This window comes from Salinimicrobium oceani, from assembly GCF_012037645.1.
The window spans coordinates 25,285-49,998 of the sequence record NZ_JAAVJR010000007.1 but is presented as its reverse complement, the minus strand read 5'-3'; the positions used below and the strand labels follow the sequence as shown (position 1 = coordinate 49,998).

The window sequence follows — 24,714 nt, the reverse complement described above, 5'->3', positions numbered from 1 at the left end:
TATCAGAAGTAAGAGATTCGATTCGGTCGGTAGTATAATCTATTTCGGCGGCGGGAAATATCTTAGAAAATACATCTTGTCTCCGCTAGGGTGATCCCATTCGTTAAAGAGCTCAAACCCATATCTCTGGTAAGCAATAGCAATACGCCGAATTCTGGTTTCTGCGTAAATAGGTAATTGCAGATCTTTGGAAATGGCATAGAATTTATTTTTCATCTCATACGCCGTTTTTGCATCATCACTTCCCCTGGCATCAGAAATTATTCCCCAAAACCAGCAATAGAGGTAATCTCCCTCCTTAGGGCGCTGAGATTTTACATAGCCCTGAGTTTTCATTGCCTTCAAACCTTTTTTAATGCCGGTGACATTTAAGGCAAGCTTGAGATCCATAATGGTATCTTTCCAGAAGTTCTTGTCCTTACTATTGGTGCGAAATAAAATTGCGATCCCTTTGCCATCTGGCGACACGATCAAAGCATCTTTTTCTAGAGCTTTTTCCACCATATAAGTAGCCAGGTAGTTAAAACGCTTTTCCCGTTTTGAATCATCCTTAACGATTTCCATGGAGGTTGGGATCTCCTGGAGTAAGGTCGAAACATTGTTGATGATCTCCTGTTTGTTCAAGGCCTGAAATTTTGCCGAAAGATAAAAAAATGAGTTCAGTTAAACTTCGGCGGCTTCAGAAATAATTCTTTTGCGCACATAGCTGATGGAAATCCTGTCTTTTTTCGTCATTTTTGAGAGGTATTGGAATGGTTTTATACATTTGCTCTAGAATCATGACTTATGAAAAAATTAATCGCTCTTCTTATAATTTTGTCTGCCTGGGTTACTCAGGCTCAGAATCAGCAGCAGGAGGATTCCCTGACTATTAGAAAACTCTATGATCTTTCTCTGCTTCAGGGACAAAGCTATCCCTGGCTGGAGCATTTATCCAACAAAATTGGCGGCAGGTTATCTGGTTCCTTAGAAGCCCAGCGTGCGGTAGAATATACTAAAGCAGAACTGGAGCAATTAGGTCTGGACCGGGTTTGGCTCCAACCGGTAATGGTTCCCAAATGGACAAGAGGAAATCCGGAGTACGCCTATGTGCAAACTCAGGAGGGGCCCAGTACAGTAGTAAATATCTTAGCTTTGGGTGGATCTGTGGCTACTCCCGAAACAGGGCTTAGAGCTAAAGTGATAGAAGTACAGGGATTAGAAGATCTTGCGCGATACGGTCGGCCTCAAATTGAAGGAAAGATCGTCTTTTTTAACAGACCTATGAGAGCAGATCTTATACATACTTTTAGTGCGTATGGAGGATGTGTAGATCAAAGGTATTCTGGCGCAGCCGAAGCAGCGAAATATGGTGCAGCCGGGGTCATTGTGAGATCGCTCTCGCACAAGATCGATGACCATCCGCATACGGGTGCCATGAGCTATGGGGATCTTCCAAACAACAAAAGGATTCCTGCAGCTGCCATCAGCACAAAAGATGCCGACTATTTAAGCGGTATGCTTAAACTGAATAAAGACCTGGACTTTTATTACAAGATGAGCTGCCGGAACTTTGAAGATGTGGAATCTTACAATGTTATTGGAGAGATCAAAGGAACCGAGCGTCCCGATGAATATATTGTAGTTGGTGGCCATCTTGATTCCTGGGATGTTGGAGATGGGGCACATGACGATGGGGCAGGTGTTGTTCAATCCATGGAGGTGCTGCGGTTATTCAGGGAAGCGGGTATTCGACCAAAAAGAACCATTAGAGTAGTGCTGTTCATGAATGAGGAAAATGGATTAAGAGGAGGGAACAAATATGCAGAGGAGGCAAAAATGAGAAAAGAAAATCACATTTTTGCCTTAGAAAGTGATGCGGGAGGTTTCACTCCCCGCGGTTTTTCAATTGACGCGAGAGATTCTCAACATGAAAAAATTCAAAGCTGGAAACCTCTATTCAAACCTTACCTTATTCATTATTTTGAAAAAGGAGGAAGTGGTGCAGACATTTCCCCATTAAAAAACGGAAGTACAGTACTTGCCGGACTTCGCCCCGATTCTCAGCGATATTTCGATCACCACCATGCCGCGACAGATACTTTTGAGGCCGTAAATAAGCGTGAACTTGAATTGGGAGCTGCCACAATGGCTTCCTTCATTTACCTGGTCGATAAGTATGGCTTTGATGATATCCAGAACGAGGAAGAGATCCTTAAGTAAAAGTTTAAGGGGCATTTTCTACTGCCGGGCGGGAAACTTTTTATCTTTGCCCGCTTAAAACAACAGGGTGCGATTATCTGCCTATACCAAAGAATTCGGAAAGAACCTGAACATCGCATATCCAGTGATGCTGGGCCAGCTGGGCCATGTTATGGTTGCACTTGCCGATAATATTATGGTGGGACAGCTTGGAGCCGCACCTCTTGCTGCTGTCTCTTTAGGAAATAGTCTTGTCTTTATTGCGCTTTCGCTGGGAATTGGTTTTTCTTTTGCCATTACCCCCTTGATCGCCGAGGCAGATGGAGCGGGTGACATTGAAACGGGGAATAGCTATTTTCATCATGGTATCATTATGTGTGGTATCAACGGGATCATGCTCTTTATAATGCTGCTGCTGGCCAAACCCGTGTTATACCATCTCAATCAACCTCCCGAAGTTGTGGAACTGGCAATTCCCTATTTGGAGATCGTGGCCTTTTCCATGATTCCCCTAATGCTGTTCCAGGCATACAAGCAATTCGCCGACGGTCTTTCGCAGACGCGGTATGCAATGTATGCAACTTTGATAGCCAACGTCGTCAACGTAGTCTTCAATTATCTTTTGATCTATGGTATCTGGATCTTCCCACGGCTCGAGCTCGAAGGGGCAGCTTATGGAACGCTTATCTCGAGGTTTTTTATGTTATGGTTTCTATGGGAGATCTTAAGAAGGAAGAAAAAATTCAGGCAGTACTTTGTTTGGTCTAGAAAAGAACTGCTCAAAATTCCCATTTTTAAGAGGTTATTCTCATTGGGCTTCCCCACAGCATTACAAATGCTTTTTGAAGTAGCCATATTCACTGCCACGGTGTTTCTTGCAGGAACCCTTGGCACCAATCCACAGGCAGCAAACCAGATAGCCCTTAACCTGGCGTCCATGACCTTTATGGTTGCGGTAGGCCTTGGAGTTACTGCAACCATACGTGTTGGAAATCAAAAGGGAAGATCTAATTTCAGGGATCTTAGAAGAATTGCACTTTCTACCTTTCTCCTTGTTTTTCTTATCGAGGCAGTTTTTGCTGTAGGCTTTATTATTTTAAAAGACTGGTTGCCAACGCTTTACATCGATAACATGGAAGTGATCATACTTGCGGCACAGCTGCTTATTGTCGCAGCACTTTTTCAGCTTAGTGATGGCCTGCAGGTGGTAATACTCGGGGCTTTACGAGGGCTGCAGGATGTGAAATTTCCAACACTCATTTGCTTTATAGCCTACTGGATCATTGGATTCCCCGTTTCCTATTTCCTCGGAAAAGAGGAAGCGCTGGGCAGTATGGGAATCTGGTACGGCTTACTGGCCGGGCTCAGTGCATCTGCGCTAATGTTGTATATTCGATTTAATTATTTGAGTAAAAAGCTGCTGCTTTCTTCTGAAACTGCAGCGAAAATAACCTAACAAGATCATTATGGACTTTCCAAAATTCCTCCTGGGAGACAACACAGATTATCCAGACGCAATATTTATTATCCATACAGAATTTCCACGATTCATCTTAAATCTCGAAAATGACGAAGTAGAGTGGCTGGAAGATTTTGAAGCGGCAGATGAAAAAGAACTGGAATCGGAAGCTGAAGGGCTCATCCAGCAGGCGACAGATTTCTATGATCGGGAAATTTCACGGTACGAAGATTAAGATATGGAGCAATTCGTAGAGCTGGACAAGGAAATATTTCTTTTTTTGAACAATCTAGGGAATCCTGCGTGGGATGACTTCTGGAATTTTGTTACCAACAAGTTCGCGTCCATTCCATTTTACGCTTTGCTGCTCTTTTTTCTCTATAAAGCTCTAGGCTTAAAAAAGACATTTTTGGCCCTGGTCCTGGTTGCCGTACTTATCACCTGCACAGATCAGCTGGCCAATCTTTTTAAGCATTATTTCGAAAGACCGAGACCCTGCCGGCAGGAAGGGGTAATGGAATATGCCCGCTTTGTTGCAGTGCGATGCGGCCGTTTTGGTTATTTTTCGGCTCATGCCGCAAGTTCTGCAGCCCTCACAGTCTTTTTAGGATCAATTCTGAAGAACTACTGGAAACACATTTTTCCTGTGTTGATCTTTTGGGCCCTGCTGGTCTCTTACAGCCGTATTTATATAGGGGTTCACTATCCGGCAGATATATTTACGGGCTGGATTCTGGGGATATTGATCGGCTATCTGCTCTTTCTTTTTTTTCGATTTCTGCTGAAAAGATACTTCTCCAATCCCGCTTCTTAAAAAGGTCTGAAAATTCTGTAGTAAGCTTATTTCTCGTAGGCTTTTAAAAGCAAGGCTGCAGCTTCAAAGGCTGTGGTTTCATTCTTTTCTAATGCCGTTAATTGCAGCGGAAGAAGTTCCTTGATCTTCGGGTGCTGATAAAACCTCCTTTTTAAGTGCTCATTGATGGTCTGTAACAGCCAGAATTTATTCTGTTCCTGTCTCTTTGAGCTGAAGTGTCCTGACGCCTTTGTTTGCTCCTGAAATTCTGAAATAAGATTCCATACTTCTTCAATTCCTGTATTTTCGTAGGCACTGCACAAAAGGACCTTTGGTGTCCACCCGCTTGCTTTTGCAGGGTAGAGGTGAAGAGCCCTTCTAAATTCTGACCTCGCTTTTTCAGCAGGCTTGATATTATCACCATCTGCTTTGTTGATGACAATAGCATCTGCCATTTCCATAATGCCACGTTTTATTCCCTGCAGCTCATCACCTGCTCCAGCCAGTTTTAAAAGGAGAAAGAAATCTGTCATACTGTGCACTGTAGTCTCACTTTGTCCTACACCCACAGTTTCAATGAGCAAAGTATCAAATCCTGCAGCTTCGCATAAAATTATTGTCTCTCTTGTCTTTTTTGCCACCCCGCCCAGTGCATCTCCAGAAGGGCTGGGCCTGATAAAGGCATTTTTGTGATTTACAAGGGTCTCCATTCTTGTTTTATCACCAAGAATGCTGCCTCCAGACACAGAACTGGTGGGATCAACAGCGAGCACTCCTACTTTTTTTCCACTGTTGGCCAGATAACTTCCGAAGGCCTCAATAAAAGTGCTTTTCCCCACTCCCGGAACACCTGTGATCCCTATGCGCAGAGATTTATTAGCAAAAGGAAGGCTTTTTTCTATGATCCTTGCCGCCTTTTCCTGGTGTTTTGGTTGATTGCTTTCCACCAAAGTAATGGCCTGGCCCAGTGCGGTTTTACTACCTTTAAGAATGCCATTTACAAGTTCTTCCACCACAAGTTCTTTCCGCCTGGAATCTCTTATCCTTTTTGCAGCTCCAGGGTTGATTCCAGATTCAGGGCGGGTGCCTTCAGCTTCACTTAGTGCCGACTTTGTAGACAAATCAAAATTATTTTTAAGTGGGGATTATTTGTATATTGAAGTACTAAAATAGTCAAAAAAAACATCATTATGAAGACATTGTATACCGGCACAGCAACAACAACCGGAGGTAGAGAAGGACATGTAAGTTCAGATGACGGCATTCTGGACCTCGAGCTTAGTCAGCCAAAATCCATGGGTGGCAAGGGAGAGGACAAGACTAATCCCGAACAGCTGTTTGCAGCCGGATATTCTGCCTGTTATGGAAGTGCCCTGCAGGTAGTTGCCAAGAAGCATAAAGTAGATCTGGGAGATTTCAGCGTTACAGCTTCCGTAGAATTGGGAAAGACAGAAGAAGGCGAACTTCAACTTTCTGTAATTTTGGATTCATATATTCCCGGAGTGGATGTGGAAATGGGTGAAACCCTTGTCAATGAAGCGCACGAAATTTGTCCGTATTCAAGGGCTACCAGAGATAACATTGATGTGACCCTCAATCTAATGTTAGATGAGGATGAGTAAAAGGCATATTAAATATCTCGATTTAAAATTGTTCAAAAGAAAAAGGCTTCGAAAGAAGCCTTTTTTGATGGTTTATATTCAAGCCAGATCAGCTTATTACCTCACTATTTCTCATGATCTTCTGTGATCATAATGTCCAATTTCTCATCTATCAACTCCGAAATTCCTCTTCATAAATTTTCAGGTAAATTTATTTCAGAAAATAAATGTCTTTTTTGCAACGCAGCAAAAAAGCTGTCGTCTTTAAAGTGAAACCCAACCAAACTGAAGTTATTTTGATACAACATCAATTAATAGAGGCTTGCAAACATAATGACCGCCGGGCACAGCTCAAGCTTTACAACAAGTATTGCGATGGCATGTATTACGTAGCGCAGCGGTTCATTAGTGATCCATTTGAAGCTGAAGATGCCATGCAGGAAGCTTTTATCAAAGCCTTTGAAAAGCTGGCTCAATTCACCGGAGAAGTATCCTTTGGTGCATGGTTGAAGAGGATCGTGATCAACAAGTGCCTCGACAAATTAAAAGCGCGAAGATTAGAACTCGTCGCTATGAATGAACAGGTACTTGGAACTGTTGAAGAAGAAGAGGATTGGAATGTTGATGATGAAATTGGAATAGATGAAGTGAAGCAGAGCATGGAGCAGCTACCTGAGAAATACAGATACCCACTTATGCTTTACCTGCTGGAGGGATACGATCATGAAGAAATTTCAGAAATATTGAATATTAGTCAAGTAGCATCAAGAACTCTGGTGCATCGCGGAAAAAAGAAATTACAGGACGAACTAAAATTAAAAAGACATGGCACAGGATATTAGAAAGATGTTTCAGGAGGAAAAAAAGCTGCCGGCGAGACCTCCTCAGGGACATCAAAAACGTTTTGCAAAGCGCCTTGATGAGGCACTTCCGCAGGAAGACGGGGAGAAAAAAGCCAACAGGAAGTTCTTTTTTATGAGAATTGCCGCAGTGCTTGTAGTATTGTTCGGGATCTCCTTTTTCTTTTTAGACCAAAGAAGGGAGTTTGTCGGTAACGAACTTACTAACACTCCAGTAGAACAGGAGGGGAAAGGGCAGGAGGATATCCCGGTAACAAAGGAGTATCAGCTAAGTGATGTCTCTCCGGAATTCAAAAAGATCGAAAATTTTTACCTCGCCAGCCTTAACCTGGAACTTGCAAAGCTGGAGGTAAATGATTCTAACAAGGCATTAGTGGATTCCTTTATGCAGCAACTGGCAGGGCTGGATCAGGAATATAAGAAGCTCAATGCCGAAATTAATGAATCGGGACTTACAGAAAGCAGCGTAGAGGCGATGATCTCGAACCTGCAGCTAAGACTGGAGTTGCTTTATAAACTGAAGAATAAAATAAAAGATATCAATCAATCAAAAATAGAGAAAAATGAAAATTATCAGGCTTAAATATTTGATCCTGGCGTTGTTTTGCACGACCGCGAGTATCGCGCAGACCAAGAAACTGGATAAGACCTATAAAACTAACAAGGACGTCACTGTTAACATTGATGCCCGGCACACCTTGGTAAGCATTGAATACTGGGATCGAAATGAAGTGCAGGTTTCAGCCTATTTAGAGGGAGCTGAGGAGAATAAGAACAAGGCTCTTGAAAGCTGGAAGCTCGATGTAAATGCCACGGCTCAGGAAGTCAGGATCAACTCCTCTGGGCTGCCTGGAGGCCCGGGAGATTTCAACATGGCAGGGTTACAGGCTCCCCTGGCAAAATTACCCGAAATGATAGGACCACTCACAGAAATGATGGGGCCAATGCTGGAGGGATTATCTGGTCATCCACTTCCCCCGCAGTTCTACGCCAGCATGGGAGAGATCCATTTCGATTATGAAAAATACCAAAAGGATGGAGAGAAGTACATGGCCGAATTCGAAAAGAAGATTGAAAAGAATTTTGGAAAGGATTTCGAAAAAGCCATGGAAGAATGGGCTGCAAATTTTGAAAAAGACTCTGCCCTTTGGAAGAGCAGAGAGGTGAAAATGGAGGCCTGGAGTAAAGACTTTGAAAAAAAGATGGAAGCCTGGGGTGAAAGCTTTGGAAAAGATATGGAAAAATGGGGCGAGGAATTTGGAAAGGAAATGGAGGTCTGGGCTGCAGGGATTGAAAAAGAAGCTCGTGCTCAAGAAGGGAAGTCAAAATCAAAGGTGATCATCTTAAAAGATCTCAATTCTGCCAAAAAGGTTCTAAAAATAAAAATGCCTCATAATGGACAAGTCAGACTGAATGTGCGTCATGGAGAGGTGAAATTAGCTGGTACCACAAACAATTTAAGAGGAGAAATAAGTCATTCCCAGCTAAACGCCAATGTGATTGCAGGGAAGAACACAAATATCAAGGTTTCATATTCGCCTGTGCAGATCAAGACGTGGAATTATGGCGTACTTAATGCTGCCTACGTACAGGAGCTAAAAATTGAAAAGGCTCAGAGTCTAAAGCTCGATTCGAATTCCAGTAGTGTTTATCTAAAGGAGTTGGGAGAGACAGGTATTCTTACCGGTACTTTTGGGGAATTAAGGATAGATAAGCTTGCTTCTGGTTTTAAAAACCTGGATGTCACTCTCGAAAACAGCGACCTGGTACTCGACTTGCCCGAGACCGCTTTCAATTTTTCATATAACGGAACTAACAGTGAAGTAAAGTATCCTGCCAGCTTAAAGCTCACCTCCAGCAATTCCTATGATAACCAGAGATTAAAAGGATACCATGGAAATCAAAATGCTGCAGCAACTGTAAATATTCATGCAAAGTTTAGCGATGTTGTTCTAAAGTAAATTATTTTTGACCTAAAAATGTCAGAATATAAATTCTTAACCGGCCTCACTTCTGGGTTTACACCAGTAATTGATGCCGGTTTTTCTTTGGAAGATTATCGCCACATTGATCTTTCTGTGCAAAATGAAATTTTATCTCAGGCTCAACTAGATGCTCCGGAAGCTTTTCAGAAATACCTTGACAATTTTCTTCTAGCGCAGGGCGGACAAATACCCTGGGGTGGTTACAACGAGCATCGCGGACTCTACAGACGTAGCGGATTATTTTCTGCAGCCACCGAAGAGGATCTTATCCGGAATATTCATATAGGACTTGACGTTTGGGCACCTGTAGGCACAGGAGTTCTGGCTGTTCTGGACGGAAGGATCCACAGCTTTAAAGACAACAATAACTTTGGCGATTATGGACCAACGATAATTCTGGAGCATGAATTTGAAGCCGGAAAATTCTACACCTTATATGGGCACCTTCAACGGGAGTCATTAAAAGATCTACAAGCAGGTGAGAAGGTAAAGCAGGGTGAGAGAATCGCTGCACTCGGGGATGCATCAGAAAATGGGAATTACGCACCACATTTACATTTCCAGATCATACATGACCTACAGGGAAAGGAAGGGGATTACCCGGGAGTAGCCAACCGGAAAGAGCTGGAGTTTTATCTAAGCAACTGTCCCGATCCTAATTTGTTGCTGAAGATGAATTAGTTCTACTTCGAGGAGAATTTTTTGACAAAAGCCTATGGGAAGATATCTTCCTGTTCCACCAACTGAAAATGAGATGATTCACAATTGAAATGAATGGCCTCTTGCTTTAGCCGGAGGGTAAAAATGAATATAAAAGAAGGGCTTTAGCCCAATTCTGAGGCAGATAAATAAAGTAATGCAAAAAATTCTCTTTATGAAGCCCTCACCCTCTCGACCGATTGTGAATCTTTCATTGAAACCCGAATAAGCGTTTGATCCCACACCAGATTAAAATTGATCAGGCCCTGCTTTTCTTCGAAGTAAATTGTGAATTGTTCTACGGGATTTTTCAGCTTTCTCACCGGCAGCTCAATAGTTAAAACATCGTATTCCGGAATACGGGAAGGGAGCTTATCGGCGGTAATGCCCCAGGGATACATTTCAGAATTAAAGATCACCTTCCATGACTCAGGCCCCGGAATGGTCCATAATGTGTAGGTACCAGCAGGGAGTGGGGAACCATCTACTAAAATATCTTCGGATGTATAAAAGGTAGTTGCTTCGTTAGCACCAGTACGCCAGACTTCATTATACGGAACGAGGCCGCCAAAGATCTCTCTGCCTTTTTTGTAGGGACGGTTGTAAAATACTTCCAGCTCCAAATTTCCACTACTAAATTCTACAGTAGCTTCCGGGCTAAAAGATTTGGTGTTGTTCTTATAGATAATATAAGTGGTCATGATCACCACTCCTAAAATGACCAAACCGAAAAACGTTCTCTTTAGCGTACTCATCATCAACTAAAGTAAACAATTTCCGCGCCGAATCCTTACCTTCCAAAAAAAGCATTTTTGAGGCATTAATAAGAAAAGCCCCTTTTGGGGCTTTTAGTTGGTTAGTTTTTGAAGATTACATTGCCTTGAGTTTTCTAACTCTAGGCCTGTTCTGAGGATCTAATGCCTGTTCCCCAGATTCGAACTTCAGGCATTTTTCAACGGCCTGTGATATGGTTTCCTTTTGTTTTTTCAGAAGCTTGAGTACCTCTTTCGGTAAGGACTTTTGCTCTAGCAGTTCATTGTAAAGCTCAAGGTTTTCCTCATCTTTTTTTCTACATTTCTTAAGTAGCTTTAAAGGTTTGCTTCGCGTAAGAGCTTTTTTCTCTTCCCTCCAGTCGCGATCGAGGTTCCCTTTTTGGACCCATTCTTTAGCCGGTTCTATTCCGGCCTGTACAAGTTGTTCGGAAATTTCATAGCTAAACCGGTTGCGGTTCACAGTTTCATGGTTGAAAAACCGCTTCAACTCAACCTGCTGTACATCTTCGCCCGCATTATAATAAATACGCTCTGCTTCAAAACTTTCAGAAAGCAGCCAGTTCAACTTTTTAAATTTAGAGTAACGATCTTCCATAGACATGCGTTTTAGAGTATGATTCGAAGATACTCACAGAAGAGGATTTCTCTTTGCTAACCAATTGTTAAATCGTTGATTTTTAATAGAATATTCAGTAAAATTTAAGAATTGAAATCTAAACCTTAAGAGTTGAAGGCAATAGAAAATTCCTACTGCTACAGAAGAATTTTTTCAAGCACATCTCCCACAAAAAAAGCGAGGAACGCTGCCAACCCACCAAGAGTAAGAGTTTCTAAAATGCCAAAAAATAAGTTCTTTCCTGTGACCATACTTTTAAAGCTGCCAACAATACCTAGTGCTAGAGCCGTAAGAAGACAGGAGATAAGGAAGAGATCCTGCTGGATATAATTTGTGTTGGCAAATAAATAGGAGAGCAGGGGGACAGATCCTACAACGATAAAACTTAGAAAGGTCATTCCTGCTGTTTTATATGGAGTTTTGTCACTCCTCACCATCTCAAGCTCCTCTTTCATCATGGTATCTACCCAAACATCTTCATTAGAAGTAATGACCTCTACCACCTGCTCCAGGAGCGCGCCCTTAAAGCCTTTGGCAGCATAGATATCCCTGATCTCCTGAATTTCCTTTTCCCGTAGATGCTGTACCTCCCAGTACTCCACCTGCCGGTGTCGTTCAAAGGAATCCATTTCGGCCTTGGTAGAAAAAAAATTACCTACAGACATGGAAAAGCCGTCGGCTATAAGATTTGCCAGGCCCAGAATGATCACTATGGAAAGGTCCAGGCCGGCGCCTTCGGCCCCTGCAACCACGGCGAAGGTGGTTATTGCACCATCAATTCCGCCGTAAACAAATTCAGAAATATATTCTTTATTAAAGAAGAGGATTTTTTCGCGGGAATGAAGTCTTGTTTCCTGCATGAGCTTTATCTGAATCTATTCAGAAAGATTGTGATCCATTCTGAGTATTGGTTAGTAATAACCTGTTGCCTCTACCTGTATGGAGCGGTGCCTTTTACCTGATGTGGGTTGGGAACCTTTCTTCGCAGAATAAGTGCTGCAATGGCTGCTGTGATCAAACCTGTTATTGCGGCCCATACCATACTTTGAATTATATAATTCTTGACATTAAAATAGGCCTCTGCTTCCTCCTGGGTCATTTCTCCTGCCACTACGGAATAGGATCGGATATTGGCAAAATAATCTGGAGCAATAAACTCACTTATGATTAATTGCACTAAGGGAGAAAGTAAAACTATGACCGCAGTTAGAATAGCGCCAGACTTGAAGCCTTCTTTCCAGGTCATAAACCCGTTGTGGTAATTTTTTCTCTTATCGTAAAGTGCGAGCAGGTAAATTCCAATAGCTACAATTGCGAAGAAACTGGAGTAAAAAGCATGTTCTTCAATCAGGTCGTCATGAAGGCCTGCTAATTTTTCTCCCAGCATCCATAACAGCATGCTTACTGAAAAGATAAGCGCCCATTTGATCTCAATTCGATATTTGCTCATAAGAAGTCAGGGTTGGTTACTTAAAAATACGAAAAAAAGCACCTTTTAGAGCGGAAACAGCTGAAATAGGATGAATATTTCCAATATGGCCGAAAAAATAGATGCTGAAATGAATTCAGCATGACGAAAGATTCGAGGGTCATCTGTCCCAAGGCTTCGGAAGTTTGTGGTTCTATTTTTTTCAGGTCCGATTTAAAATAGATGCTGAAATGAATTCAGCATGACGAAAGATTCGAAGGTCATCTGTCCCAAGGCTTCGGAAGTTTGCACTTCTACTTTTTTCAGGTCCGATTTAAAATAGATGCTGAAATGAACTCAGCATGACGTAAGATTTGAAGGTCATTCTATCCCAAGGCTTCAGAAGTTTGCAGTTCTACTTTTTTCAGGTCCGATTTAAAATAGATGCTGAAATGAATTCAGCATGACGTAAGATTCGAAGGTCATTCTGTTCCAAGGCTTCGGAAGTTTGCGGATCTATTTTCTCCAGATTGGATTTAAGATTGATGCTGAAATGAATTCAACATGATGCTACTTCTATTAAATGAAAAAGCCTGAAAAACATTTTTGCTTTTCAGGCCTTTTTGGAGTTAAAAGTTAGTAGTTATTGGTGAATAGTAATAAAAGCGCAATCTAGTAGCTACTTACCATTAACTATTAACCATTAACTACGTCCTATTCATCAACAAGAACCCAATCTCCTTTGTCAAGAAGCGGAATGGCTTGTTTGAATTTCATGCTCTTGTTCTCACCCGTCATCACATTTTTAATGGTCACTTTATCATTTCGACCGATTTTTGGACGTTCCCGGGTTATGGTTTCAGTCACCTGAGGGCGACGCTGCTGTGACTGTCCCGCAGCCCTGCTTTGTGCAGCTCTTTCATCCATATTGGGTATTTCTTCTTTCGAAGTTTCTACCTGTTCTCTCTTGCTAGTTTGTCTTGCTTCCCTTATCTGATCTGGGTTTGGTGCCGGAAGTTCTCCTTTGAACAAGAAGGAGATCACATCCTTATTCACCTGGTCAAGCATTACTTTAAATAACTCAAAAGCCTCAAATTTATAGATCAAGAGAGGATCTTTTTGTTCGTGAACAGCTAGTTGCACACTTTGCTTTAATTCATCCATTTTTCGAAGATGCGTTTTCCATGCATCATCAATTATGGCTAAACTGATATTCTTTTCGAAATCTGTAATAAGCTGTTTCCCTTCGGTTTCATAAGCTTTCTGAAGGTTGGTAACCACCTGCAGGGATTTAACACCATCTGTGAACGGTACAGCAATTCTCTCAAAATTATTGCCTTTGTCTTCCCAAACCTTTTTAATTACCGGATAGGCAGCTTCGGCATTGTGCTTCATCTTTTCCCGATAGTGCTCGTAAGCGGCCTTGTAGATGACCTGCGCTATCTTTTGGAAATCCATTTTATCGAACTCTTCTTCAGTAATTGGAGAGCTCATAGAGAAATAGCGGATCAATTCAAACTCAAAGTTCTTAAAATCACTCGCCAGTTTATTGGTTTCAGCAATGTTTTCAGAAGTATCGTAGATCATATTTGCAATGTCTACACGCAATCTGTCCCCAAAAAGGGCATGATATCGACGCTTGTAAACCACCTCACGTTGAGCGTTCATCACATCATCATACTCCAACAGGCGCTTACGTACTCCAAAGTTATTCTCTTCTACTTTTTTCTGAGCTCGCTCAATGGATTTTGAGATCATGGAATGTTGAATCACTTCCCCTTCTTCAAGACCCATTCGGTCCATAAGTTTTGCAATCTTTTCTGAACCAAAAAGACGCATCAAATTATCTTCGAGAGATACGTAGAACTGCGAACTTCCGGGATCTCCCTGTCGTCCTGCACGACCTCTTAGCTGCCTGTCTACGCGACGGGAATCGTGCCGTTCTGTACCTACAATGGCAAGACCCCCGGCTTTCTTGACCTCGGAACTTAACTTGATATCTGTACCACGACCGGCCATATTGGTCGCGATGGTCACAACGCCTGAGTTACCAGCTTCAGCAACAATATCTGCCTCCTTCTTGTGAAGTTTTGCATTTAGTACGTTGTGAGGCACATTCCGCAGCTTGAGCATACGGCTTAAAAGTTCTGAAATTTCTACAGAAGTAGTACCAATCAGCACTGGCCTTCCAGCTCGCGAAAGTTCAGTTACATGATCAATAACGGCGTTATATTTTTCACGTTTGGTCTTGTAAACCAGGTCTTCTTTATCTTTTCTGGCGATTGGGCGGTTTGTTGGTATCTCTACCACATCCAGTTTATAGATCTCCCAGAATTCACCTGCTTCGGTTACAGCAGTACCAGTCATTCCCGATAGTTTGCTGTACATCCTAAAGTAATTCTGAAGCGTTACCGTAGCAAAGGTTTGTGTAGCATCTTCGATCTTTACATTTTCCTTTGCTTCTATCGCCTGGTGGAGTCCGTCACTGTAACGTCGGCCTTCCATGATACGGCCTGTTTGCTCGTCTACGATCTTCACCTTATTGTCCATTACCACATACTCTGTGTCTTTTTCGAACAGGGTGAAGGCTTTTAACAGCTGACGCATCGTATGGATTCGCTCGCTTTTTATACTATAATCGCGGAAAAGTTCTTCTTTCTTTTCGGCTTCTTCTTCTTTAGAAAGTCCTTCCTGTTCAATTTTTGCAATTTCCATCCCAATTTCGGGCATCACAAAAAAGTCAGGATCATCTTTTCCAGAAAGGAATTCAATTCCCTTATCGGTAAGGTCGATCTGGTTGTTCTTTTCCTCGATCACGAAGTACAATTCGGCATCAACTTTCGGCATTTCCCGGTTGTTGTCGGCCATGTACTTATTTTCGGTCTTTTGCAGTAAACTCTTTACGCCCTCTTCACTCAGAAATTTAATAAGGGCTTTGTTTTTTGGTAATCCGCGGTAAACGCGCAGCAACTGGAATCCGCCTTCTTCTGTATTTCCGGCCGCGATCAGTTTTTTTGCTTCCGCCAGTACGCCGGTAAGGTATTTTCTTTGTACGTCGACAATATTGGCAACAGCAGGTTTTAACTGGTCAAATTCGTGTACGTCTCCCTTTGGAATTGGTCCCGAAATGATAAGCGGCGTTCTCGCATCATCAATAAGTACAGAATCCACCTCATCCACAATTGCATAATTGTGCGGGCGCTGCACCAGGTCATCTGGCGAGTGAGACATATTGTCTCTTAGGTAATCAAAACCAAATTCATTATTTGTTCCGTAGGTGATATCGGCATTATAAGCTTTTCTTCTCGCTGCCGAATTTGGCCTGTGGTAATCAATACAGTCAATACTAAGACCATGAAACTGGAAAAGCGGGGCCATCCACGCGCTGTCACGCTTGGCCAGGTAATCATTCACGGTTACCAGGTGAACCCCATTCCCGGTAAGGGCGTTGAGGTACATAGGCAGGGTAGCAACGAGCGTTTTACCCTCACCGGTTTGCATCTCTGCGATCTTGCCCTGGTGCATGGCAACACCACCAATAAGCTGCACATCGTAATGAACCATGTCCCAGGTTATAGGCTTTCCTGCTGCATCCCATGAATTCTTCCAAATGGCGTGATCGCCATCAAGAGCTACATAATCTTTTTCGGCAGAAAGTTCTCTGTCGTAAGCAGAGGCAGTAACTTTTAACTCTGTATTATCTTTGAAACGCTTTGCAGTTTCCTTCACGGTGGCAAAGGCTTCGGGCAGGATGTCGTTAAGTACGGCTTCAGAAATCTCGTACGATTGTTCCTTTAAAGCATCAATTTCGGCATAGATGTCCTCCTTTCGGGTAATGTCTTCAGAGGCATCGGCTTCAGCATTAAGAGCGGTGATCTTTTCATTCACTTCTCTTAAGGCTTCGCGTATTTTTTCCTTGAAAGTAGTGGTCTTGGCGCGAAGCTCGTCGAGGGAAAGAGCCTCGAATTCCTTTTCTAAAGCAAGTATCTGGTTGACGATAGGCTGAATTTCCTTGATGTCTTTTTTAGACTTGTCGCCGACAAAAACTTTCAATACGGTATCTAAAAAACTCATATGTTTTTGTGGATTTTAATATGTCAAAGTTAAACAAAAAAAAAGCCTCAAATCTGAGACTTTTTTCTGCGGTTATTGTAGTATGCTATTAGTATTCATCTTCATTCCAGAGATAATCCTCGTCTGTAGGATAATCTGGCCAAATCTCCTCGATTGAATCATAGGAATCACCCTCATCTTCAATCGCCTGAAGGTTTTCAACAACCTCCAGCGGGGCACCCGTCCTGATGGCGTAATCAATTAACTCATCTTTTGTTGCGGGCCACGGCGCATCACTAAGGTAAGATGCTAATTCTAATGTCCAATACATTGGTTAATCGGTTTATAATTTGTGCAAAAATAATTTTTTTGACGAGATAGTCAAGAAAAAAATCACTTTTTTATCATTAATTTTAAGAACGTGTATTTTGCTTCAAAACCCTATTAAATAGAGGTGTTACGGCAAAATGCAGGGAGAGCTTTTTATGATTCCTTTTGCGGGATCCATTTCACCTCTTCAGCCTTGACATCATAAGTCAACTTTCGTGCCAGCACAAAAAGGTAGTCGCTTAAGCGATTAAGGTATTGAAGAATGAGCTCTTCAAAGGGTTCAATTTCGTATAAGGCAGTAGCCAGACGCTCCGATCGACGGCACACACAGCGGGCTACGTGACAAACTGACACGGTTTGATGGCCGCCCGGGAGTACGAAATGTGTCATGGGGGGTAGATGCTCATTCATCTTATCCATTTCCTGTTCCAGAAGTTCAATATCTTCTCTGCTTATCTTCGGAATATCCAGCCTTTGTTTTCCGCTTTTAAGCACCGCTTTTTCAGGATCTGTAGCCAGGGTGGAACCAATAGTAAATAACCGGTCCTGAATTCTTATGAGGATCTTCCTGCTGTGTTCATCAACCTGCTGATCTCTAAGCAGGCCGAGGTGAGAATTGAGCTCGTCTACAGTTCCATAACTCTCGATCCTTATGTGGTGTTTTGGAACTCGTGTTCCCCCAAAAAGTGCTGTAGTTCCTTTATCTCCGGTCTTCGTATAAATTTTCATGATCAATCTTTTAAGCTCCCGCTTCGGGAGGCTGCCTAAAGTAACAAATTTCAGAAGGCAATCAAAAACAGCATTTTTAGGAGAACTGGAGTTAGAAGTTGCGGAAAATAGTTATTTCAGTTTCGACTGTAAGATCTTAAGGATTCGAAGTTGGAGCTCGGAAAAACGCCTTGAATAACCTTTTGAAAACATTTTCTTTCTGAAGTTCAATGCTCCGCAGCATACTGGAGATGAATTTAAAAAATCTTTAAAAAAAGGAGACCAACTATGGCTTGTTCGGGAGGAATTTTTTGCGATGGGGATAACTTAAGTTGCAGAGTAAATGGGGTGTCAAAAATGTCATTTTTGAAAGGTTATTCCATGATAATTTCGATCTTTATCTTTTAGGTGTTTTATTCTACCACGATTTCAGCAACACGCGTAAAGTGTAAGAATAGAAGGGAAGTTGAAGCTTTATTCGCCACTCAAAAATGTCATTTTTAGAGTTGCTTCCGAAAAGAGTGCGTTGGGAATAGTGTTATTCGAAATTTACCTGCGGCGTGTTTTCTTTCCGGTTCCTTTTGAATTTTTTCCTGAATTTATCGCTTAAGGAACGACGCCATTCCAGCTCTTTTTTTCTTCTTTTAATACTGCGCAACCAATAAAAAAAGGAGACACCAACACAGAAGAGTGCCAGATATAAAAAGAGCTCATTGGTCAAAAACTCCATCATGACGTTGTCAATTTGATGTAGTTAAGTTACCAAAAATGCTGAAAAACTGAAAGTTGTGTTGTGTTAAAACGAGGCCAAAAATCTAAGCATCCCTTTTCTTTTTCTCTGTATATCGATGTTTGAAACTCCTTTTCCTGTGTGTATTCCGTTTCTTTTTCGACTGATTGCTGTTCCAGAGCAAAAATGCCAGGAAGACCACAATTAAGACAATGTAAAGGAGTGAATCCCTGTCGAAAAAAGACATTTGAATTTAGATTGTAGAAGTTAGAATTTAGAAGCTCCCGGTTGCAGGTTGCAGGTTCCCAGTTGCCGGTTGCCGGTTGCCGGTTGCCGGTTGCCAGTTGAAATTTTATCAGGTTCTAAAATATAACTTTTTGAAAAAATTAGAATTGGCGGTGAATTCCTTCTAACTTCGTATTTCTAACTTCGTACTTCCAGATTCACTTCCTTCCGTTCATCACTTTCGATCATTCCGTCGCGCAGCCTGATGATGCGATTTGCGTGGCGGGCAATTTCCTCTTCGTGGGTCACTAAGATCACAGTATTTCCTGAAGCATGGATCTCATCAAAAAGGTTCATGATCTCTACAGAAGTTTTAGAATCGAGATTTCCCGTGGGTTCATCGGCAAGAATAATGGAAGGATTGTTCACCAAAGCTCTTCCCACTGCAACCCTTTGTCGCTGCCCACCCGAGAGCTGATTGGGTTTATGATCCATTCTGTCAGAAAGGCCTACATCGAAAAGTACCTTCTCTGCACGTTCCTTGCGCTGAGCTTTTGATGCTCCGGCGTAGATCATGGGTAAAGCAACATTGTCAAGTGCAGTAGTACGGGGAAGCAGGTTGAACGTCTGAAAAACAAACCCGATCTCCTTATTCCTGATCTCCGCCAGCTCGTCGTCGGTCATTTTACTTACGTCCTTTCCATTGAGGACATATTGTCCCGAAGTAGGTGTGTCAAGACATCCCAGGAGATTCATCAAGGTGGATTTCCCAGATCCCGAAGGCCCCATAAAGGCAACATATTCTCCTTTTTCGATGTCGAGATCTATGCCTTTTAAAACTTTTACTACTTCCTGCCCCAGGTAGAAATCCCGGGTGATTTGCCTGATCTTTATTACGTTGCTCATATAAATTCTGAATTCACAAAGTTAGACGCAAGGTAGGGGAGTTTGTTACAATCTGTTCAATTAAGAATTAGCAATTATCAATTAACAATGAACATATCAAATTGAAGATTTGTTCGTGCTCATGCGATGTTCACACATTGTCAGGCTGAGCTATTTCTACAGCCGATAGGCTGCAGAAATATGGTCGAAGCCTTTGTCTATTCAGGCCTCTCTTGGAAAAGCTAAATTTTGCACCAAAACCCTTCGACCGCCGCTCCTTCGTCGCGAGCTCAGGGTGACATTCATGGATTTATAATTATATAGAAACGTATGAAAGGATTTTCCCATTGTCAGGCTGAGCTATTTCTACAGCCGATAGGCTGCAGAAATATGGTCGAAGCCTTTGTCCGTAAAGGTCTCTCTGTGGAAAACAGAATTTTTACACCAAAACCCTTCGACCGTCGCTCCATCGTCGCGAGCTCAGGGTGACATTCTTGGATTCATAATTATATAGAAACGTATGAAAAGATTTTCACATTGTCAGGCTGAGCTATTTCTACAGCCGATAGGCTGCAGAAATATGGTCGAAGCCTTTGTCTATTCAGGCCTCTCTTGGAAAAGCTAAATTTCGCACCAAAGCCCTTCAACCATGGCTCCTCCGTCGCGAGCTCAGGGTGACATTTGATGTTTTTTCAACCATCGCGCCGCTTTAGACCCGCATCACAAAATGCTCCTTCTCCTGTTCTCTTCGGAAAAAGACCAGCCCCCATTGAAAAGTGTCTATTGTTACCCTTACTTCGGGATGGGCTTTTATCTCTTCCCAGGCTTCCTCCATTCCTGCCGACCAGTGGATGTCATCGAAGATCATCACAGAATCATTATGAACAGTAGGCAGAAGCTTTTCGAAATAGGAAAGAGTAGCTTCCTTTTGGTGGTTGCCGTCGATATATAGTAGTGAGTATTTAGTATTGAGTATTGAGAGGTTGCCGGTTGCCGGTTGCCCGTTGCCAGTTGTCGGTTGTGAGTTGTCAGTTGTCAGTTGCTTGCCCTCCGGAGCTTTAGCGGAGGCGGACCGGTTGTCGGTTTGGGTAAAATTGGAATTTGGAATTTGGGATTTGGAATTTGTGCTTTCCACTTTCCACTTTCCTCCCTCCTCTAAAAAATCTTCAAATTTCCCAACCTTCAGCCGAATATTTTTAAAAGCAAATTCCTGAAATTTCTCCCCTGCTACCGCAGCTGTTTCCGGGCATCCTTCAACGGTGGTGATCTTCACTTCATTTCCTGCTGCCATGGCTGCAGTTCCCTGTCCGAGGTGGGTACCGAGTTCTAAAGCCTGGTCCACTTTCAGGTAGCGCACCAGCCGATTCAGAAGTCGGGCGCGCTTTGGAGAAATACCAGCAGTTTTTGCCATTTTTGACACCTCTCTTGCATCCGATTTAAAGACTCTGCTGCCGACACCGAAATCCTTTACCTCAATTTCCCGATTATCTTTCAGCAGGGATCTCCGGTAATTCTTTAAAGTATCGTAGGAGGCATATTGCTTCCGATCATAAAAGCACCTGGTCACCATGTTATATATAAATGGCGAATGCACTCCATGTTGATTGGTGGAGCGGAGGAGGAACTTTATGTAAGCCAGGAGTATGTGCATCTTTCTTCAACCCTTTCAGGGTTCCAAATCCTGAAAGGGTTCGATTGTATGTTCTTTTTGATGATAATGTTTAAAGTTTTCCAGGTCGTCAAATAATTCAAGAACCTCTTTCTTCTTAACTATATTCTCTTCTTGTCTTAAAAATTCATGATAGGATGTCCATGGATAAGAGGAAATATTTTTAGCAATTGAATGATGAACAGGATTATTATGGATGTAGGAAATTAGCTTTTTGAGGTAATCTTCAGAGGTGATTCTTTTTCGCTCAAACGGTTTTTCTAACAAACTTCCTGTACGGGAATATTTTTTATTAATGGCTTGGGTATAAGCGTTGAAAAAATGACTGAATTGACGTGAAGGATCAACACTGGAAACTTCAGATCGTGTAGAATATTTAAAGTCCGTTCGATTTATTTCAGACTCTTCTTTTAAATAAACCAAAAAATGAAAATGATTCCGCATGAGGCACCAGGCGAGAGTATTGGCGACAGGTGAAATATATTTTTGATAAAGCCGGAGAAAATAAGCATAATTTTCCTCCTCGAAAAAGATATTTGAGCCATTGTTTCCACGGTTGTAGATGTGGTAGTAATTGCCAAGTTCTAAAGTTTCGATTTTCATGTTCTTTTTCTTCTTTGAAGAGATCAACCCTTTCATTCGTCTCCGATTAACCCTTTCAGGGTTCCAAACCCTGAAAGGGTTCTCAACTACGCGAGAGAGTTCTCCAAACCCTGAAAGGGTTGTACTACTCCATCTTAGCCCCCAACTCAAACCACCGCTCTGTCTTTTGCTCTATCTCGTCTTCGATCTTGCTCAACTCCTTAGAAGCTTTTTCAATCTCCTCCGGCTTTAGATCCTGGAGGAATTTTTTCTGCACTTCTTCCTTTTTCTTTTCAAGGTTGTGGATTTCCTTTTCCAGTTTATTGTATTCCTTCTGCTCGTTATAGGTGAGTCCGGCAGAGGTGTTGCTTTCTTTCTTCCAGGACTTCTTATCGGTTGGAGTTTCGGTTTTTTCAGCAGGTTCAGAAACAGCACTGGCTTCATACTCACGGTAGTCGGTGTAATTTCCGGGGAAATCTTCGATCTCTGCCCCGCCTTTGAAGACGAACAGATGATCCACGATCTTATCCATGAAGTACCTGTCGTGAGAAACAACAACTAAACATCCGGGGAAATCAAGCAGGAAGTTCTCTAAAACATTTAGGGTGACAATATCCAGATCGTTTGTCGGCTCATCCAGAATAAGGAAATTTGGATTCTGGATCAAAACTGTACACAGGTAAAGTCGTTTTTTCTCGCCTCCGCTTAACTTCTCCACAAAATCATATTGCTTCTTACGGTCGAAGAGGAATCGTTCCAGGAGCTGTTGAGCGGAGATCTGCCGACCTTTCTTCAGCGGAATATAATCCCCGAACTCTCTAATAACATCGATTACCTTCTGACCTTCCTTAACTTCAATTCCACGCTGAGTGTAATAGCCGAATTTGATAGTTTCACCAATGGTGATCTTTCCGGAATCTGGCTCTAGTCCGCCAGTAAGAATGTTCAAAAATGTGGATTTCCCGGTTCCGTTTCTTCCAATGATCCCAATGCGATCTCCCGGCTGAAAATTATAGTTGAACTTCTCGAGCAGGGTAAGATCTCCGAAGCTCTTGGAGACATTATGGAACTCCACAATTTTATTTCCCAGGCGCTCCATATTGATCTCCAGCTGCACCTGGTGATCGTTACGGCGTTTGGAGGCACGATCTTTTATCTCGAAAAAATCATCAATGCGGGATTTGGATTTGGTGGTACGGGCCTTTGGCTGCCGGCGCATCCAGTCCAGTTCCTTTTTAAAAAGCTGTTTTGCTTTGTCGGTATTTGTTTGTTCCAAAGCAATGCGTTCATCTTTTTTGCTGAGGTAGTAGGAGTAATTTCCTTTATAGGTGTAGAGATTTCCATCTTCTAATTCCACAATCTCGTTACATACTCGTTCCAGAAAATAACGGTCGTGAGTAACCATGAAAATGGTGAAATTCTCTTTGCGGAAGAATTCCTCCAGCCATTCGATCATATCAAGGTCGAGGTGGTTGGTAGGTTCGTCCATGATGATGAGATCGGGCTTATTGAGGATCATGGAAGCAAGGGCCAGACGTTTCTTTTGTCCTCCACTCAGGCTACCGACCATTGCGTGCAGGTCTTCAAGTTTCAGCTTAAAGAGGATCTGCTTATAAGTAGTTTCGAAATCCCAGGCTTGATGCGCGTCCATCTGTTCGAATGCTTTTTGGTAGGCATCGGCATCCTCAGGATTTTCCAGGGCTTTCTCGTAGCGTTCGATCACTTTCAGGATCTCGTTATCTGAAGCGAAAATTGTTTGCTCAACAGTGAGCTTCGGATCCAAATTCGGTTCCTGCGGAAGAAAGGCAACAGTGATATCCTTGCGATACACTACATTTCCCGCATCGGGTTTATCGGCGCCGGAAAGGATGTTCAGCAGGGAGGTTTTTCCAGTTCCGTTCTTTGCTACAAAACCGACCTTATCACCTTCATTGATCCCAAAGGAAAGATTTGAGAACAACTCCCGTTCGCCATAGGCTTTGGCTACATTTTCAACAGATAAATAATTCACGCAGTTATTTTTGGCAAAAGTAGGTATTTCAATGATCAATTAACAATTCACAATTAGCAACCGTGATTTGATGATTTGAGAATGTTATGATTTGAAGATGTAAGGCTTTTAGCTCCTGAGTTTTGATCCGGAGTTTTATTGTCAGGCTGAGCTATTTCTACAGCCGGTAGGATGTAGAAACTTGGTCGAAGCCTTTGTCTTATGTAGAAAAACAAAATTTTTAGGCCAAAGCCCTTCGACCATCGCTCCTTCGTCGAGAGCTCAGGGTAACATTTTTGAAAGAGAATCTTGGTAAGAAGAAGCCCCTTCTTCGGAGGGAGCCTGTCCCGAACTTGTTGCGGGATAGCCTTCTGAATCCCAAGGGTCGGGGGAAATCGTCGCTACTCATCCCACACCCCCGCCTCTCCCTGAGGGAGAGGAGCTATAAATGTTTTGCTCCCTCTCCTTTGGAGAGGGTTGGGGAGAGGATGCGCACAAAATTAGCTCCGGAGGAGCGCAATATTTATAGGTCTGTTATTCCGTTGACCCAGGAGCTCCGGAGGAGCGGTATACTATCGGTTCAGGATTTTAAATTTTCAATTCATCCCACACCCCCGCCTCTCCCTAAGGGTGAGGAGCTATGAATGTTTTGCTCCCTCTCCTTTGGAGAGGGTTGGGGAGAGGATGAGGTGTAAAGCTTAGCTCCGGAGGAGCGCAATATTTATAGGTCTGTTATTCCGTTGACCCAGGAGCTCCGGAGGAGCGGTATACTATCGGTTCAGGATTTTAAATTTTCAATTCCATCCCACACCCCCGCCTCTCCCTGAGGGAGAGGAGCTATGAATGTTTTGCTCCCTCTCCTTTGGATAGGGTTGGGGAGAGGATGAGGTGTAAAGCTTAGCTCCGGAGGAGCGCAATATTTATAGGTCTGTTATTCCGTTGACCCAGGAGCTACGGAGGAGCGGTATACTATCTGTTCAGGATTTTAAATTTCGACGCATCCCACACCCCCGCCTCTCCCTGAGGGAGATGAGCTATGAATGTTTTGCTCCCTCTCCTTTGGAGAGGGTTGGGGAGAGGATGAGCGCAATCTTAGCTCCGGAGGAGCGCAATATTTATAGATCGATTATTCCGTTGACCCAGGAGCTCCGGAGGAGCGGTATATTA

23 protein-coding genes are annotated in these 24,714 nt (G+C 42.7%); 9 read left to right on the top strand and 14 right to left on the bottom strand.

From position 1 onward, the window contains the following. Window positions 1-39: 39 nt before the first annotated feature. Window positions 40-624 (bottom strand): hypothetical protein, encoded by a 585-nt coding sequence (locus HC175_RS12285; RefSeq protein WP_168138799.1) that lies wholly within the window; start codon window positions 622-624, stop codon window positions 40-42. 162 nt (window positions 625-786) lie between these two features. On the opposite strand from HC175_RS12285, the gene HC175_RS12280 reads away from it, so the two are divergent. The 4 genes from HC175_RS12280 to HC175_RS12265 all read left to right on the top strand — a co-directional run bounded on the left by HC175_RS12280 (window position 787) and on the right by HC175_RS12265 (window position 4,454). Beyond that, window positions 787-2,202, top strand: a complete 1,416-nt coding sequence (locus HC175_RS12280; protein WP_168138798.1) for a M20/M25/M40 family metallo-hydrolase — start codon at window positions 787-789, stop codon at window positions 2,200-2,202. Between the two features lie 67 nt (window positions 2,203-2,269). Then, window positions 2,270-3,637: an MATE family efflux transporter gene (locus HC175_RS12275; RefSeq protein ID WP_168138797.1), complete on the top strand. Its 1,368-nt coding sequence runs from the start codon at window positions 2,270-2,272 to the stop codon at window positions 3,635-3,637. Window positions 3,638-3,647: 10 nt separating this feature from the next. Further along, window positions 3,648-3,875, top strand: coding sequence for a hypothetical protein (locus tag HC175_RS12270; RefSeq protein ID WP_168138796.1), 228 nt, complete (start codon window positions 3,648-3,650; stop codon window positions 3,873-3,875). A gap of 3 nt (window positions 3,876-3,878) precedes the next feature. Beyond that, window positions 3,879-4,454, top strand: coding sequence for a phosphatase PAP2 family protein (locus HC175_RS12265; RefSeq protein WP_168138795.1), 576 nt, complete (start codon window positions 3,879-3,881; stop codon window positions 4,452-4,454). Between the two features lie 26 nt (window positions 4,455-4,480). Here the strand turns inward: HC175_RS12265 and meaB are convergent, their stop codons facing one another. After that, on the bottom strand, window positions 4,481-5,554 hold the full coding sequence (gene meaB, locus HC175_RS12260) for a methylmalonyl Co-A mutase-associated GTPase MeaB (protein WP_168138794.1): 1,074 nt from the start codon (window positions 5,552-5,554) through the stop codon (window positions 4,481-4,483). 69 nt (window positions 5,555-5,623) lie between these two features. Here meaB and HC175_RS12255 point away from each other — a divergent pair, with 69 nt between their 5' ends. The 5 genes from HC175_RS12255 (at window position 5,624) to HC175_RS12235 (ending at window position 9,560) form a co-directional block, all read left to right on the top strand. Beyond that, the gene (locus HC175_RS12255; RefSeq protein WP_168138793.1) at window positions 5,624-6,055 is read left to right on the top strand and encodes an organic hydroperoxide resistance protein; all 432 of its coding nucleotides are present in this window, start codon (window positions 5,624-5,626) and stop codon (window positions 6,053-6,055) included. 275 nt (window positions 6,056-6,330) lie between these two features. Continuing rightward, window positions 6,331-6,876, top strand: a complete 546-nt coding sequence (locus HC175_RS12250) for an RNA polymerase sigma factor (RefSeq protein WP_235942619.1) — start codon at window positions 6,331-6,333, stop codon at window positions 6,874-6,876. Further along, complete coding sequence (locus HC175_RS12245) at window positions 6,860-7,477, top strand: hypothetical protein (protein ID WP_168138791.1); 618 nt, start codon at window positions 6,860-6,862, stop codon at window positions 7,475-7,477. The genes HC175_RS12250 and HC175_RS12245 overlap by 17 nt, the downstream gene beginning before the upstream one ends. After that, window positions 7,458-8,855: a YggN family protein gene (locus HC175_RS12240; RefSeq protein ID WP_168138790.1), complete on the top strand. Its 1,398-nt coding sequence runs from the start codon at window positions 7,458-7,460 to the stop codon at window positions 8,853-8,855. Before HC175_RS12245 ends, HC175_RS12240 begins: the two co-directional genes overlap by 20 nt. 18 nt (window positions 8,856-8,873) lie before the next feature. Beyond that, a complete protein-coding gene (locus HC175_RS12235; protein WP_168138789.1) occupies window positions 8,874-9,560 on the top strand; it encodes a peptidoglycan DD-metalloendopeptidase family protein in 687 nt (228 codons plus the stop codon). 191 nt (window positions 9,561-9,751) lie between these two features. Here HC175_RS12235 and HC175_RS12230 read toward each other — a convergent pair whose 3' ends face one another. From HC175_RS12230 to HC175_RS12180, 12 genes are all read right to left on the bottom strand, one after another. Beyond that, the gene (locus HC175_RS12230; protein ID WP_168138788.1) at window positions 9,752-10,336 is read right to left on the bottom strand and encodes a DUF2911 domain-containing protein; all 585 of its coding nucleotides are present in this window, start codon (window positions 10,334-10,336) and stop codon (window positions 9,752-9,754) included. 112 nt (window positions 10,337-10,448) lie between these two features. Then, on the bottom strand, window positions 10,449-10,946 hold the full coding sequence (locus HC175_RS12225) for a DUF2383 domain-containing protein (RefSeq protein ID WP_168138787.1): 498 nt from the start codon (window positions 10,944-10,946) through the stop codon (window positions 10,449-10,451). Between the two features lie 158 nt (window positions 10,947-11,104). Further along, window positions 11,105-11,827: a VIT1/CCC1 transporter family protein gene (locus tag HC175_RS12220; protein ID WP_168138786.1), complete on the bottom strand. Its 723-nt coding sequence runs from the start codon at window positions 11,825-11,827 to the stop codon at window positions 11,105-11,107. A 71-nt stretch (window positions 11,828-11,898) separates the two neighbouring features. Continuing rightward, window positions 11,899-12,417 carry a DUF4199 domain-containing protein gene (locus HC175_RS12215; protein ID WP_168138785.1) on the bottom strand — a complete coding sequence of 173 codons (519 nt, stop codon included), beginning with the start codon at window positions 12,415-12,417 and terminating at the stop codon, window positions 11,899-11,901. A gap of 672 nt (window positions 12,418-13,089) precedes the next feature. Further along, window positions 13,090-16,449: a preprotein translocase subunit SecA gene (gene secA / locus HC175_RS12210; protein WP_168138784.1), complete on the bottom strand. Its 3,360-nt coding sequence runs from the start codon at window positions 16,447-16,449 to the stop codon at window positions 13,090-13,092. A gap of 88 nt (window positions 16,450-16,537) precedes the next feature. Beyond that, window positions 16,538-16,759 carry a DUF2795 domain-containing protein gene (locus HC175_RS12205; RefSeq protein ID WP_008272287.1) on the bottom strand — a complete coding sequence of 74 codons (222 nt, stop codon included), beginning with the start codon at window positions 16,757-16,759 and terminating at the stop codon, window positions 16,538-16,540. Between the two features lie 152 nt (window positions 16,760-16,911). Further along, entirely contained in the window at window positions 16,912-17,487 is a 576-nt protein-coding gene (locus tag HC175_RS12200; RefSeq protein WP_168138783.1) for a cob(I)yrinic acid a,c-diamide adenosyltransferase, read from the bottom strand. A 517-nt stretch (window positions 17,488-18,004) separates the two neighbouring features. Further along, complete coding sequence (locus HC175_RS23875; protein WP_209309982.1) at window positions 18,005-18,199, bottom strand: hypothetical protein; 195 nt, start codon at window positions 18,197-18,199, stop codon at window positions 18,005-18,007. Between the two features lie 420 nt (window positions 18,200-18,619). Then, window positions 18,620-19,327, bottom strand: coding sequence for an ABC transporter ATP-binding protein (locus HC175_RS12195; RefSeq protein WP_168138782.1), 708 nt, complete (start codon window positions 19,325-19,327; stop codon window positions 18,620-18,622). Window positions 19,328-20,015: 688 nt separating this feature from the next. After that, window positions 20,016-20,957 (bottom strand): O-methyltransferase, encoded by a 942-nt coding sequence (locus tag HC175_RS12190; RefSeq protein WP_168138781.1) that lies wholly within the window; start codon window positions 20,955-20,957, stop codon window positions 20,016-20,018. Window positions 20,958-20,972: 15 nt separating this feature from the next. Beyond that, entirely contained in the window at window positions 20,973-21,614 is a 642-nt protein-coding gene (locus HC175_RS12185; protein ID WP_235942612.1) for a hypothetical protein, read from the bottom strand. A gap of 88 nt (window positions 21,615-21,702) precedes the next feature. Further along, a complete protein-coding gene (locus tag HC175_RS12180) occupies window positions 21,703-23,568 on the bottom strand; it encodes an ABC-F family ATP-binding cassette domain-containing protein (RefSeq protein ID WP_168138780.1) in 1,866 nt (621 codons plus the stop codon). Window positions 23,569-24,714 lie beyond the last annotated feature (1,146 nt).

Bases quoted from the DNA above. Each gene is read 5' to 3' on its own strand.
- HC175_RS12280 (WP_168138798.1), top strand. From the start codon at position 787: ATGAAAAAATTAATCGCTCTTCTTATAATTTTGTCTGCCTGGGTTACT.
- HC175_RS12270 (WP_168138796.1), top strand. From the start codon at position 3,648: ATGGACTTTCCAAAATTCCTCCTGGGAGACAACACAGATTATCCAGAC.
- HC175_RS12265 (WP_168138795.1), top strand. From the start codon at position 3,879: ATGGAGCAATTCGTAGAGCTGGACAAGGAAATATTTCTTTTTTTGAAC.
- HC175_RS12255 (WP_168138793.1), top strand. From the start codon at position 5,624: ATGAAGACATTGTATACCGGCACAGCAACAACAACCGGAGGTAGAGAA.
- HC175_RS12245 (WP_168138791.1), top strand. From the start codon at position 6,860: ATGGCACAGGATATTAGAAAGATGTTTCAGGAGGAAAAAAAGCTGCCG.
- HC175_RS12240 (WP_168138790.1), top strand. From the start codon at position 7,458: ATGAAAATTATCAGGCTTAAATATTTGATCCTGGCGTTGTTTTGCACG.
- HC175_RS12235 (WP_168138789.1), top strand. From the start codon at position 8,874: ATGTCAGAATATAAATTCTTAACCGGCCTCACTTCTGGGTTTACACCA.
- HC175_RS12230 (WP_168138788.1), bottom strand. From the start codon at position 10,336: ATGATGAGTACGCTAAAGAGAACGTTTTTCGGTTTGGTCATTTTAGGA.
- HC175_RS12225 (WP_168138787.1), bottom strand. From the start codon at position 10,946: ATGGAAGATCGTTACTCTAAATTTAAAAAGTTGAACTGGCTGCTTTCT.
- HC175_RS12220 (WP_168138786.1), bottom strand. From the start codon at position 11,827: ATGCAGGAAACAAGACTTCATTCCCGCGAAAAAATCCTCTTCTTTAAT.
- HC175_RS12215 (WP_168138785.1), bottom strand. From the start codon at position 12,417: ATGAGCAAATATCGAATTGAGATCAAATGGGCGCTTATCTTTTCAGTA.
- secA (WP_168138784.1), bottom strand. From the start codon at position 16,449: ATGAGTTTTTTAGATACCGTATTGAAAGTTTTTGTCGGCGACAAGTCT.
- HC175_RS12205 (WP_008272287.1), bottom strand. From the start codon at position 16,759: ATGTATTGGACATTAGAATTAGCATCTTACCTTAGTGATGCGCCGTGG.
- HC175_RS12200 (WP_168138783.1), bottom strand. From the start codon at position 17,487: ATGAAAATTTATACGAAGACCGGAGATAAAGGAACTACAGCACTTTTT.
- HC175_RS23875 (WP_209309982.1), bottom strand. From the start codon at position 18,199: ATGATGGAGTTTTTGACCAATGAGCTCTTTTTATATCTGGCACTCTTC.
- HC175_RS12195 (WP_168138782.1), bottom strand. From the start codon at position 19,327: ATGAGCAACGTAATAAAGATCAGGCAAATCACCCGGGATTTCTACCTG.
- HC175_RS12190 (WP_168138781.1), bottom strand. From the start codon at position 20,957: ATGCACATACTCCTGGCTTACATAAAGTTCCTCCTCCGCTCCACCAAT.
- HC175_RS12185 (WP_235942612.1), bottom strand. From the start codon at position 21,614: ATGAAAGGGTTGATCTCTTCAAAGAAGAAAAAGAACATGAAAATCGAA.